Genomic DNA, 13,253 nt, shown 5'->3' on the forward strand with positions numbered 1-13,253 from the left:
GATCTGAATGAGGGAGAGGGCCTTGCGGCGTGCTGCAAGGCCCTTTTTCTTGGCTTGACGACGTTAAAACAAAGCAGCATTCCCTGAACATCATGCGTATTGCTGCCATCCTCCTCGCCGCCGGTTCCGGTCGTCGCTTCGCTGATGCCAGCGTTGCCCCCGCGACTGGCCTCGCCGCCATGCCGAAGCAGTACATGCTGCTCGGTGGCAAAACCGTCATTCGTCATGCTGCCGAGGCGCTTCGTGATCATGTGACGCTCATCCAGCCTGTAGGAGACGACCCGCTGCTCGCACAGGCGCTGGAGGGGATAGAAACCCTTTCACCTGTACCGGGCGGTCGTGAGCGTCAGGATAGCGTGCGCGCAGGACTGGAAGCCCTGGCCCTGTTGCCCGAGCCTCCCGATCTGGTGTTGGTCCATGACGGTGCGCGCCCCTATGTTCCGGCCGAGGTCGTGACCAGCGTGATTGATGCGCTGGCGCAGCATCCGGGGGCTATTCCTGCGGTGGCAGTGGCCGACACCCTCAAACGTGGCAAGGATGGCCTGGTCGATACGACAATTTGCCGCGAGTCCCTCTGGCGCGCCCAGACACCGCAGGGCTTCCATTTCCCATTGCTTCTCGACCTGCATCGCCGCCACCAGGGTCCCGTGACCGATGACGCCTCACTGCTCGAGGCCTCCGGACATCCGGTGGCTCTTGTTCAGGGTGCAGAAGACAACATCAAACTGACACTCCCGGAGGACCTCGTGCGCCTGGAAAGACTGCTCGGCTCTACCCCTCTCCCGCGCACCGGGCTTGGTTACGATGTCCATGCCTTCGAGGCAGGGCGTCCACTTATTCTCTGTGGCATCACGATTCCCCATGATCGAGGCCTCGCCGGCCATTCAGATGCCGATGTCGGCATTCACACTCTGTGCGACGCCATCTATGGCGCTTTGGCGGAAGGGGATATCGGACGCCATTTCCCGCCAACTGACAATGAGTGGAAAGACATGGACTCGGCGCGCTTCCTGATCCATGCGGGTGAGCGTATCCGTCAGCGCGGCGGCATGCTCATCAATGCCGATGTGACCCTGATCTGCGAACGCCCCAAGATCGGTCCGCACGCGCAGGCCATGCGTGAACGTCTTGCCTCCCTGCTTCAGGTCGATGTCGATCGTATCTCGGTCAAGGCGACCACATCGGAGCGTCTCGGGTTCACCGGACGTGAGGAAGGCATTGCCGCAACGGCTGTCGCCACGGTTCTGGTCCCGTGAGCAACGGCTTTCCGGAATGAAAAAAGCCCGGCTGAAACGCCGGGCTTTTTTGTGGTCAGCTTCCGGAATACCGGAAAGTGGATCGCATCAGAGCATGTTGTCCGCCCACGGCAGTACGCGCTGGACGATGACGGCACTCCGCTGCCTTCCGAAGGGCGTAGGCCGCGATCCGTTCGGAAAAATAATCAGCCCTTGATCGCACAGATCACGACAATAACGGGCGTCGCCGCAAGAAGGAGCCAGACATTCTGCACACAGCGCGCAACGAAATGAGCTGATCTGACTTTGAATGGAATACGGCGAATGAGATTTTCAGCGACGACTTTCTCATCCAGAAAGGCCTGAATACGAGAAGACATATCTGATCCTTGCCTGAGTTCATATGGATAACCCGATACTGCTTAGGATCCCCTGTCCCAGCAGTCGAGTAACCAATGATCACCGAATGTGATGACCTCTTAGGCGAGTGAATTAGGCAGCAAACATGGCGAAATCATGCCTGTTTCGTCTCGGATTGGTGCGAAAGCGCATGAAAACGCAGAGCCGCCGCCAGATCCATACCGTTACGCTCGATCTCACCGATCAACGCATCGTCCTCGCCCCATTGCGCCATCTGATGACGCTCTTCCACACTGGCCATCGCCAAGGCTTGCTCGGCAAGGAGCCAGCCTTGCACGAGTCCAATAGCGATGATGAGACTTCCGGTCGCAGGAGCACAGACCGCCGCACAGGCAAGTCCGGGATCGTCCATCGCCTTTAGAGCGCAACCATAGGCTTGCTGTAGAGCAGGTTCTATCGTCACTGGCATGAGGCTGCGCGTGACCGGCGGCCTGACACCATGGCGACGGCTGAACTCGTCCAGAACCGGATCGAAGAGCGCGTCCTGCTCCCGTCCCAACGAACCACTGGCGCGATAACATAGCAGGTCATTATCGCCATAGGCCGCAAGGCCGCCGATGATCTGCGTGCGGTCCGGCGCAATCCGCTCGATCTGCGTGCCCGCCATCTGGGTCATAGGCAGATCGCTCGTCCGGAACGTGGCACCCGCAGGGATAGCACGCCACTCTTCCGCAATAGCCTCCGCCAACGCCCGGGATGAGACGGTGAGCGTGGTGCCGCCAGGAAGACGAAAAGCACGTCCGTCGAGACGCACGGTAAAGGCAAGCTGTTCCGCCTCCTGCGCGACCGCGACGTCATTCCAGAAACGTTTGAGGGACTGGCTCAATGCAATATCCCCAACCCGTGAAGCAGTTCGGATGCCTGGGAGTGCTTCTTCGGCGCTGGAGCGGCTTCACCGACAAAGGATTCCCGGGACGCACTCAGGATGTCCGGGCAGTTGTCTGGAACAGCACCTCCGATCGTAAGCTGAAACCGTCCTCCTGCCCCTGCTTCCTGACGCGCCTGCGGTGAGGCCAGCGTTCCCGTGACCAGCACCGGTGTAGACGCGCCCGTTCCACCAAAACCGATCCGAGGCAGAAGATGCAGGTCGAGCGTCCCTGCTCCCAGACCATAGACTCCATGACCGGAAAGGCTGAGGGCGCCGGCCTCCATCCCGATCGTGTCGAGCTGGGCGTTGCCATTCTCGAAACGGGCGTGCAGCCCGAGACAGCGGACATCGAGATCACGATGAGACAGGAGAGACCGGGCAGCATCTCCAAGATAAGGCCCGAGTTGTGACGCATCGATGGTCCCACCGACCATGGACAGCCCAAGATGACCGTTCATGCTGTCGATCAGTGCAGTCTTGCTGTCACCCTGCGCGTCGATCTGCCCCACGAGCATCAGTGGGCCTCGAAACAGGTCCGGAAGGCCCAGCAGGTTCTGGCCCAGCGTCGCAGGAAAAAGCAGCGGCGAGAACGTGACACTGACATGTGCAGGGTGCGTCGCCATGTCATAGACGGCCTGACCCGACAGGGTCATCCCGTTACCCTCTCCCTTGATCCTGTCGAGCGTCAGCTTTCCGCGATCAAGACCGAGATGGGTCGTGACCCCCGAATATTCAGCCTTGTTGAAGCGAATCGTATCGGCGGAGATATCGACGGAAGCCTGCCCCTGCCTCAGGACAGACGCAGCATCCGGAACGGTCTCTTCGATGGTCGCTCCCCCGGGAAGAGGTCGCAGAGGAGCCGCACCTGCGCCGGTTGCGCTACTGTCCTGCGTGCTGGCTGATCGAGTGAGGGCGGTGATCGGCGATGATACAGCAGAAGGAGTTTGCACGCTGCCCGGCTTGCTGCCGTTTGCAGCATCCTTGCGCCCCAACCAGAGGCCGCTGAGCGCATCGAGATCGAGATGCGTGAAATGCAGCTTGCCCTCCAATGACGATAGAAGAGGCATTCTAGCTGTCGCTTCGAGCGTGCCCTCTGCCTCGTGGCTTGTCAGGGAAAGCTGCCTGATCTGAACCACACCCGACGCATCGCGCAGAATATTCCCCTTGAGGGCAACGTCGTGAAGTGCAGTCTGCATGACGTCAAGGCTCTGCGCCTGCCCATCAAGCGCAAGGGCAGTGTCATTGACCCCTACCTGACCGTTCACATGGGCCGTCAGGCCCGAGGCCGATCCCAGTCGTGAGGCATCACGCATATCGAGTGAAACGGGTAATGGGGTGGCCAGCCCTGACTGCCATGCCGTTCCGGCCTGGGCCAGCGTGCCAAACCGCCCCTGCAGCGCGATTTCGGGCTTCACGCCCTGGACCACGCCACTGATCGTCAGCGCGGAAGAAAGAGTATCGGCATCGGCATGGACGGTGGATATCGAAACGCCATGCCAACTCGGCGAAGCATTAAGATGGAAATGCAGATGGTTGATGCCGAGCCGTGCAATATCGAACCCGGCAGACCCATTCTGCGGATCAGCATCGAAAAAGCCGATCTCACCGCCAATACCCCGATAATCTGGCAGTCCTGCATTCGGAAACAGCGCCTCAAGGTCCCTGAGCGATGCGATCTCACCCCGTGCAACACCCGAGAAACCGCGCAACTGGCGCGTATTCGTGATCTGGCCATCAAGATTGAGCCAGTCCTGCTGCTTGCCGTCCTGCCCCAGCGTGGCACCCAGACTCACCGCCCAAGGCGGGTTGTCGCCCTGGAATACGGATAACGGTCCGACATGACCGTTGAGGCGGAACGGCGTTGTGCCCTTCAGGCCGTGAATATCGAGATAGGGGGCCGTCGAAGCGAGTCCGTCGAACTCCGCATGGTCGATCATGACCTCGCCGCTGCGATGTGCCCTCGTATCATTGAGCGCAAGCGTCATCCTGTTGAGCTTGGCTGACCCGATCCTGAGCTTCCAGTTCGCCTCCGGATGCGGCGCGCCCTGAGCTGCCGCTCCCGGTTCCCTGTCCGATGTTCCGGAAGGCCGCTCGAACTCCCAGCTTGCCCTCCCCTCAGGATCACGCACAAAGAAAACGCTTCCCTGGTTCAGGGTCAGGGTTTCCAGCCGTATCTCTCGCCACATGAGCGGGATGAGGGCAATCGATGCGCGTATGTCCCGTGCACGAAGGGTAGGCTCGTCCGTTGCGCCGTTACGCCCGTTGAGAACGACGTCACGGGCGCTGAAGCCCGGCCAGGGAAGAACCCCGACGGAGAAACGCGCCATTGTGAGATCGCGTCCCGTCTGTCGCTTGACTGCGGCAATCACGTCCTGTCTGAGATTCGACCGGTCGATCAGGACCTGCGCCGTGACGGCCAGACCGGTTGCGAGCACCAGAACGACGATCAATGCTGCAATCAGGCGTTTCATTTCTTGCCTCCCCTGGCGCCGATCCGTTCCGGTCTGGGTGTGTCACCCGCAGTAAAGCCGAGATCCTTGAACGTATCGCGCATATGGGACGGCAGAGGGGCCGCCACACGCAGCCTGCCACCCGCCGGATGAGGGAAATCGAGCGCGCGCGCATGAAGATGCAGGCGGTCGATAAACCCCTCCATATGCGCGGCCTTGCCGCCATATTTAGGGTCGCCCAGAATTGGCGTACCGAGTGTCTCGCAATGAACGCGCAACTGATGAGTGCGCCCGGTCAGCGGCTTCAGCGCCAGCCAGGACAGGCGCTTGCCTGCGGCGTCCACCACCTCATAATCGGTCTTGGCCACCACGGCATCTTCATCGTCACGTGTGGCGGCGATCATAAGCGCGCCATTACCGGCACCGAGTTTGGCCAGAGGCTGATCGATGACGCCGGTTCCTGGCATGGGACGCCCGACGACAATGGCCCAATAGGTCTTTTCGACATCGCGCCCGCGGAACGCGGCCGCCAGCTTGGCCGCGACACCAGGAGTACGCGCCAGAAGCAGAAGCCCGGACGTATCGCGGTCGATACGGTGCACGAGGCGCGGTCGGTCGGATAAATCGCCACGCAAACCGTCCAGCATCATGTCGATATGCTTGGTAATGCCCGGGCCACCCTGCGTGGGCAGACCCGAGGGCTTGTCGAGCACGATCACATGATCGTCGCGATAGACCACCATGCGCTCGATCTCGCGGGCCAGCTGCGGGTCCAGCGGCGCAGGGCGATCGGGTTGGGCGGCCATGGGCGCGGGCAGAGGCGGAATACGCAGGCTCTGCCCGGGAGCCAGACGGCTTGCCCCGGTCACGCGCTTGCCATCGAGGCGCACCTGCCCCGTGCGGCACAGCTTTTGGAGCGCCCCCTGGGTGAGGTCGGGATAATGGCGGCGAAACCAGCGGTCGAGGCGCATATCGGCCTCATCTTCACTGACAATACGGGTCGTAACACTCATGGGCGACGGCTTGCCCGTATTGCGGCCTGCCTGTCCAGATTTTTTCTGATCTCACTTTCCCTGCCCCGGTCTGTGGGCTGGTAGAGCGCGACACGGTCCATTTCATCCGGGAAGTAATTCTGACCCGAGAACCCGTCTGCCGTGTCGTGATCGTATTCGTAGCCCTTCCCGTAGCCGATATCCTTCATCAGGCGGGTAGGCGCATTGCGTATGTGATGAGGCGGTCCGAGGCTGCCTGTTTCCCGGGCAAGTTTGCGTGCCTGGTTATAGGCCCGATAAACAGCGTTCGATTTCGGCGCCGTCGCCAGATGCACGACAAGCTGCGCTAGAGCCAGCTCGCCCTCGGGGCTGCCAAGTCGCTCATAGGTCTCCCAGGCAGCAATCGCGAGTGGCAGGGCAGAAGGATCGGCCATGCCGACATCCTCAGCCGCAAAACGGGTCAGACGACGCGCGATGTAACGCGGGTCCTCGCCTCCTTCGAGCATGCGGGCAAACCAGTAAAGCCCGGCATCGGGGTCGGAACCACGCAGGGATTTATGCAGCGCGGAAATCAGATTGTAATGCTCTTCGCGGTCCTTGTCATAAAGCGCGGCACGCCGGGCAACGACTGTAGCCAGACCGGCCGTATCGAGATGTGTTCCCTCAGGCAGGGCCTGCACCTGCTCGACCAGATTGAGCAGGTAGCGCCCGTCTCCATCGGCCATGGCCCTGAGCGCGGCCCGCGCCTCGATTGTGAGAGGCAAGGACTGGCCGGACTCTGCCTCGGCGCGCTGCAGGAGCCTGTCGAGACCGTCATCGTCCAGACGGTTGAGCACCAGAACCTGACAGCGCGACAGCAGGGCTCCATTCAGCGCGAAGGAGGGATTTTCCGTCGTTGCCCCGATGAGAATGACCGTGCCACGCTCGACATAAGGCAGGAACCCATCCTGCTGGGCCCGATTGAAGCGATGGATCTCATCGACGAAGAGCAGGGTGCCGCGCCCGGTTTCCTGCTGGAAACGCGATGCCGTCTCAAAAGCCTTTTTCAGATCCGCCACGCCGGAAAATACCGCTGAAATCTGCTCGAAACGCAGCTTCGCCTCACGCGCCAGCAGACGCGCGATCGTGGTCTTGCCGCAGCCCGGACCACCCCAGAGGATAAGGCTTGGCAGCGTGTTGCGGCGCAACATCTGGCTCAGCAGCCCATCGGCGCCAAGCAGATGATCCTGCCCAACAACGTCCGCGAGCACTCTCGGCCGAAGCCTGTCAGCGAGAGGCTGGGTCTGACGGGCTTGCGTGGTCATGGACGCAGATGCGGGTCCGCGCGCATCCGGGCCGGAAACAGCCGGGTCGCGCATGGTGCTATCGCCCCCGGTCCGGGACGCCTCATGATGCGAGGCGCGTCGCGAAGACCCCGGTCCGCCAGATGATCCCGAAGGGCCTCCAAACAGATCCGCATTCCCGTCGTCGCGCATGACCGCTCTCCTGCACTGTCGCCACTTCAGATCCCGCGTCCGAACCCGGGGCATCCCTTGCGGCGTTCGCTGCTTCTGCGCCGCGACCAGATTGGGCGGTTCAGGAGAGTAACGAATGCCCGTCAGGAGCCAGACCGCATATCCAGACATAAGACCCCTGGCGGGGTAGTAAACCTGACTTATGCGCCTGCCGACCTTATTTCGCCAGTTCGCGCATCACGCCGGGTAACAGCATGGCGAAAGGATTGACCGAGAGATCGGGATTATTTGCCGTACCTTTGACGGTGAACGTCGCGGCAAGCACACCGCCGCCCTTCTCGGGTGAGAAGAGCTTGCCGACATTGGGCAAACGCCCCGGTGCCGCATTGATGCCGAAAACCGGAACAACTGTGCCTCTGAGATCCAGGACACCGCTATCGAGACCGATATTGCCCTCAAGCGTGGCACCGAGTGCCGGGTTGCCCAGATGCCCCTCATGAATGGTCATCACATCATCATGGAGCCTGACCGGCAGGTGCAGATGCTGCACCTCGAACCGGTCATGGCTCGCCTGGGACCAGTTGAAGACCGAAAGATGCGTGGCTGCCGTGAGCGCCGCAGGGGGCTGCCTGAACGTGAAAGGCGAAACCGATATCACACCCTGGAACGGCGGCAGCGTACCGGTGGCACTGTCTCCCACATGGCCTGTTACCCGGGCCGTCCCCCCATCGAGACGTTCGGTCATGCCGGTCTCGGTCAGGAGGAGGCCGAGATTATCGACCCGCAGATCGAAATGGCGCCCGTCTTGCCTGGGAAACAGATCGACGAGAAGACCCACGGGCCTTTTCGCTGTGAACCGCGCCCGCTCGAGCCGATCGTTGCGATGTTCGAGATGCGCCGTGACCTGCCCGAAGAATTTGTGAGGTCCGTAGAAAAGCCGTTCGGTCGCCAGATCGACAGTCCAGTTCAACCCGCCCGTCTTCTTCCCGGTTGAGGCATCGGCTTCCGGAGCCGAGGGCAGTGTGGCCTTCTTCCCCTTTCCGAGGACGTTTCCATCGCCCGCAGGTTTTCCTGCATGCAGAAGGCTGGACATATCGAGGTCCTGCGCATGAACATGCACATTGACCGCGGCCCCTTCCTCACCCGGGAGTTCGATGACGGCGTCGCCGTTCGAGCGCCCAACCGTGAAACCGTCGAGAACGATGGCGCTCACACGTCCTTCACTCACGCGCCCACTGCCAGCCACATGCAGGTCCGGGCCTTCTGCCAGCACCCGGTCGAGCGCGACAATGTGCCCGTCTTTCAGTCCGATATGGGCTGAGGCGCTCGCCTCGGTCCCTGCGCTCTTGCGCCAGACGGGAATGGACAGGTCGGCGTCCTGCAGATCGAGAGCAAGATCGACATCGGCCCGGCCATCGAAACGGGCATGATAATCCGAGACAAGCTCTGCCCTCCCATGGAACAAACCATTATTCGTGATGGAGGCCCGTCGGAGCGCGGCCTCGTCGAGCTCGGAGACTGCGTGAACGGACTCGCGTAATCCTCCTTCGCGACTCAGGAAATTCTCCTCCATGCTCGCCTCGGTCGGGACACCGTCCAGCAGGCCATACCCCTTCAGGGTGAGCCTCTTCTCCGTGGCGTCGAGAACACCGCTGGCCTCGGCCAGATCGCGCCCGAGAACCACATTGCCGAGGCTGACATGCGAAAAACGCGCTGTTGCCGTGAGATGGATCTGATCGTTTTCAATGTGGGATGAGAGAGGCAGGGTGATGACCTCCCTGACCGTCACCGCGCCGTCAGGGTGAGTAAAGGGAAGCGGGTGTCGTGAAAGAAGGTGCAACCGTGGATGGGCGAGCAACCCAAGACAGGCGGAAAGATTGCAGGAGAGATCGAGAGCGACTTTCCCCAACTGATCGCGAGCGAACAGATCGCTGATCAACATCGAACCGCCATCCATATGGATCACGGGCGCGCCTTGCCGTTCAGAACTGGGCTGCACACCACCGAGAAAATCGATCCTGAGCGTATCAGGTGTCTCGAAGCTGAAGCGTGCAGCCACGTCCTGCGCAGGGGGTACCGGGCGGAGCCAGTGGACCGTGGCGTGATCGACAGAGAGGGATGCGGCGGTACGGACAGGACGCAGACCACCCCAGCCCGTTGCGCTTCCGAGCGTCGACTCGATTGCTACTCCGCTTCCTGCCCCGGCAGTGAGGTTGCGGGTGACCCATTTGCGCGCGCCTTTCATCAGGATGCGCGGCCAGATGGCGCTCAGATGCGGAACATCCAGCGCCGTGGAAGACGCTGAGAGCCGGGCCGTAATCTTTTGCGGCGAAAGCAGGGAATCCGCCTCGACCGCTCCTTGCGCGCCGAACCGGGTGACATGGCCCAGATCATCCACCAGCCCGATACCGGCGTGGAACTCAGGAACGGACAGCCTCCCCCCGGCAAGATGGACCTCACCACGGATTTCTCCGCTTTCGATCGAAAGAGGCGGGTTGTCGCGCTGGTCGATCGATCCCTTGCCGAGAGTAAGCGCCAGATGCGCTTTACCCGGAGTTGGCAGGACCGATCGATTGTTCCCGGTTGCGTCGGAATTCAGAGGAAAGTGAAAAGAGAAGCTCGCGCTCACTGGCACGTGCCAGTTGGAGGCCAGAGGGAGCAGCCCGCCAAACAATTGTGGCTCGAATGGAGCGATATCGAGACGGCAGTCCACCGCATCGAGCCCCGTGGAAGCGGTCGATCTAAGCCTGATGGAATGGTCTGGATCGGGCCCAACCCATCCGGCGAGCGTGCCGTTCCAGCCGAATAGCGCATGCACGGGAGCGCGCCGGAACGATGCCGTCTCAAGCTGGGCGGTCAGATCGCTCCCGCGTACCACATGCTGGTCCTGTCCGGTTCCGATAGCGTGACGCAGCACGACTCTGATCGCTCTGAGATCGACACTGACCAGATGAATCGGAGAAAACTGGTCGGGGCGCGATCGACCATGCCGGGCATTCGGCCAGTCGAGATCGATCGAACCATCCGGATGGCGGTCGAGGATAACCGAACCAGTGTCGGCGCTGATACGGGTAGGAACGATCCTGCCATGCGATAACGGCCCCATACGCAGATCGATGCTCGCATGGGCGATAGCCAGTGTCGCTGTTCCGTCCTGACGCAGCACACGCAGGTCCTGAGCCATGATCCCAAGCTCGGGATGAAGGTGACGCAGGCCGGGATGCCAGCTCAGCGATATCCTGCGCGCCGTCAGCCGACCCGCGGGGCGCCCGGGTTGGCCACTCGCCTGGACGGCCAACGGCATGAAGCGCGCGGCGAGCGGCGTGATATCGAGCGGCCCTGAAGACAGCCGCCACAACAGCGAAACGGCCGCTGCCGAAAAGACAGCGACCGGAAGAAAAACGACAAGCGCTCCGAGACGGACCGCCCGCCAGAGCGCATGATGAGGGAAATCACGCGGCACTCTTGCAGCTGGAGCCTAGAGTTCGGATGCAGCTTCGGTCACGAGAGCCACATGGTCCGCAGGCTTAACCTTGCGCCAGATCGCCCGGATCACGCCCTCAGCGTCGACAAGGAACGAACTACGCTCCATGCCGAAATAGGTCTTGCCGTACATGCTCTTCTCGACCCAGGTGCCATAAAGGTCGGCGAGTTCATGCTCGGCGTCGCTGACAAGGGTGAAGTCGAGCCCGTATTTTTTCGCGAACCGGTCAAGTTTGTCGACAGGGTCCGGGCTTACCCCGATGACCCTGAGACCAAGCGTGCCCAGTGTCTGCTTCTGGTCGCGCAGGTCGCAAGCCTGCGTTGTGCAGCCAGGCGTATCGGCCTTGGGATAGAAATAAAGGAGATAGGGCTGCCCACCTAGCGCCTCGCTCTCGACAGTCTGGCCATTCGAGGCCGGCAAGGAGAAAGCGGGCGCCCTGTCGCCAATTGCTACCATGATCAGACCAAGACCTCTGTTCTCAATATGCGGGATAAGCGGGGTAAGAGGGATAGACTGCAACCGGCGGCGGGTAAACCACGCGCGGCGGGGGCTGATAGACGACAGGCGGCGGGGGCGCATAGACGACCGGTGGCGGTGGGGGGGCCACATAGGGCCGTGCAATGGCACCGATGACGGCACCACCTACAAGGCCGCCAACAAGACCGCCGACGAAGGCGTTACCGCCGCCACGATGCCAGCCACGATCACCGCGCCAGCCGCCACCGCCATGCCAGCCAGGACCGCCCCAACCGGGGCCGCCGTAACCGGGGCCGCCGTAACCGTAGGGGTGAGCCTGAGCGAGCGGAGCGCCTCCCAGAAGGCCTGCAAGGGGCAGAGCCGCGAGGCCAATTTTCAGGATATGACGCATGAAGAAACCTCCTCGTCAGATCGACCTGGACAGATCGGCCAATCCGATATCCAGCTTATACAGTCCATATGGTGTCGATTTTGGGACGGAACAGGACAAAATCCGGGCCAGATTGTAACATAATCGCTCAGGCACCGTCGGAGATCCCTGCCGGGGGTCCCTTTTGACGGCGTCCCCAGGTGGCACCCCCACGATCTGCAGATCAGTGATCCAGTCTGACCGGGCTGGTTTCGTGAAAGCCGCTCGGCTCGACGAAAACATCAGGCCCTTGGGCAGCCGGGACGTAGCTCACCGCCCTGATGATCTCTGTGCCATCATGCGCGGCAGAGAGCAGGACGCCATCGTCGCTGTAACAGAAATCACCGGCTTGTCCGTCGGTGTCGGTAGTGGACCAATGCGTGCAACCCTGACCGGCCACAATGTCCGGCGCGCCGCGCTGCCATGAACCGGCGGCACGTGTGCCGGGCGGCGCAAACTGCGCATCGGGCGACCCTGACACGCTGTAGCTTTTTGTCCGTGTATCGACCACCGAAAGGCGATGGGCGCGGTAATCGGTCAGCATGATCAGACCGGTCGCTTCGATGTCGATACGCTGCTGCCAGTGGGCCGCATTCCAGCGCATGCGCTGACGATAATGCTGGCCGTCAGGGCCTGTCGCGTCATATGTCACGTCAACATCCACACGCGGTGTGACATAGGGCGTGACAGCTGCCTCCGCCTCGGCCTGTGCCGGGCTCAGGGGCTGGGCTTCGGACTGACTAGACGCGAGAAGACCAAGACCAGCGGTCATGACGCTGGCCATCAGGATCGACGTCTTCATTTCGGAGCCGCTGAACTCATGGCGCCGCCGCCATGCACACCGCCTCCATGGGGAATGGGCATCTGGGCCGTGATCTGCTGATAATCGGCGGGAGCCTGGAACTGTGCTTCCGCAACAGGACCGTAGGTCACGGTCTGCGCCTCGAGCTTGCCGTGCAACCCATCGGCATCGACTCCCTCCTCGCTCAGAATGACCCCGTCTTCTGTCACGCAGGCCGTCGCCTTGCCATGCGACGAGGTGATCGTCCATTTGTTACAGGCCAGGCCCGCCACGCTGCCGGTACCATCGGGGGCGTATTGCATGGCCATGTCCAGCATGAATGGATTGCGCAACCCGTGCTTGGGGGAGAAGCTCGTATAGACCCGCTGCTTGTGCATGATGAGCGTCACGCGCTGCGCCGGACGATCGAGAATGGTCGAACCTGCGTGGTCCGGCGAATCGATGCGCAGCTTGTCGCCTTCCGCCTTGAACTGGACGATGGCCTGAACCGGCTTCGGCATTTTCTCCGGCTGCACCGCGTAGACCACAGTCACGTCGCGTGCGGGGGAGAGGCGTGGATGCGATTGGCTGGTGGCGTCCTGCGCCTGTGCCACGACACTTCCTGCGGACATCGCAACGGCCAGCGACAAGAGAGTCGCGCCTTTTACCTGGAACATCGACAT

11 protein-coding genes are annotated in these 13,253 nt (G+C 61.7%); 1 reads left to right on the forward strand and 10 read right to left on the reverse strand.

From position 1 onward, the window contains the following. Positions 1–92: 92 nt before the first annotated feature. On the forward strand, positions 93–1,256 hold the full coding sequence (locus AA0535_RS14140) for a bifunctional 2-C-methyl-D-erythritol 4-phosphate cytidylyltransferase/2-C-methyl-D-erythritol 2,4-cyclodiphosphate synthase (RefSeq protein WP_264817274.1): 1,164 nt from the start codon (positions 93–95) through the stop codon (positions 1,254–1,256). Positions 1,257–1,441: 185 nt separating this feature from the next. Here AA0535_RS14140 and AA0535_RS14145 read toward each other — a convergent pair whose 3' ends face one another. From AA0535_RS14145 to AA0535_RS14190, 10 genes are all read right to left on the reverse strand, one after another. Continuing rightward, positions 1,442–1,615, reverse strand: a complete 174-nt coding sequence (locus AA0535_RS14145; RefSeq protein ID WP_264817275.1) for a hypothetical protein — start codon at positions 1,613–1,615, stop codon at positions 1,442–1,444. A 134-nt stretch (positions 1,616–1,749) separates the two neighbouring features. Continuing rightward, a complete protein-coding gene (locus tag AA0535_RS14150) occupies positions 1,750–2,481 on the reverse strand; it encodes an ATP12 family protein (protein WP_264817276.1) in 732 nt (243 codons plus the stop codon). Continuing rightward, entirely contained in the window at positions 2,478–4,994 is a 2,517-nt protein-coding gene (locus AA0535_RS14155; RefSeq protein WP_264817277.1) for an AsmA family protein, read from the reverse strand. Before AA0535_RS14155 ends, AA0535_RS14150 begins: the two co-directional genes overlap by 4 nt. Next, positions 4,991–5,986: an RluA family pseudouridine synthase gene (locus tag AA0535_RS14160; protein ID WP_264817278.1), complete on the reverse strand. Its 996-nt coding sequence runs from the start codon at positions 5,984–5,986 to the stop codon at positions 4,991–4,993. The genes AA0535_RS14155 and AA0535_RS14160 overlap by 4 nt, the downstream gene beginning before the upstream one ends. Beyond that, on the reverse strand, positions 5,983–7,269 hold the full coding sequence (locus AA0535_RS14165) for a replication-associated recombination protein A (protein WP_264817334.1): 1,287 nt from the start codon (positions 7,267–7,269) through the stop codon (positions 5,983–5,985). Before AA0535_RS14165 ends, AA0535_RS14160 begins: the two co-directional genes overlap by 4 nt. 367 nt (positions 7,270–7,636) lie before the next feature. Continuing rightward, entirely contained in the window at positions 7,637–10,882 is a 3,246-nt protein-coding gene (locus AA0535_RS14170) for an AsmA-like C-terminal region-containing protein (protein WP_264817279.1), read from the reverse strand. 15 nt (positions 10,883–10,897) lie between these two features. After that, positions 10,898–11,359, reverse strand: coding sequence for a thioredoxin-dependent thiol peroxidase (gene bcp / locus AA0535_RS14175; RefSeq protein WP_264817280.1), 462 nt, complete (start codon positions 11,357–11,359; stop codon positions 10,898–10,900). A gap of 22 nt (positions 11,360–11,381) precedes the next feature. Continuing rightward, the gene (locus AA0535_RS14180; RefSeq protein WP_264817282.1) at positions 11,382–11,771 is read right to left on the reverse strand and encodes a hypothetical protein; all 390 of its coding nucleotides are present in this window, start codon (positions 11,769–11,771) and stop codon (positions 11,382–11,384) included. Between the two features lie 202 nt (positions 11,772–11,973). Continuing rightward, positions 11,974–12,591, reverse strand: coding sequence for a hypothetical protein (locus AA0535_RS14185; RefSeq protein ID WP_264817283.1), 618 nt, complete (start codon positions 12,589–12,591; stop codon positions 11,974–11,976). Then, a complete protein-coding gene (locus AA0535_RS14190) occupies positions 12,588–13,253 on the reverse strand; it encodes a DUF4412 domain-containing protein (RefSeq protein WP_264817285.1) in 666 nt (221 codons plus the stop codon). Before AA0535_RS14190 ends, AA0535_RS14185 begins: the two co-directional genes overlap by 4 nt.

The organism is Asaia krungthepensis NRIC 0535 (assembly GCF_025995175.1).
In the GTDB taxonomy this organism is placed as follows: domain Bacteria; phylum Pseudomonadota; class Alphaproteobacteria; order Acetobacterales; family Acetobacteraceae; genus Asaia; species Asaia krungthepensis.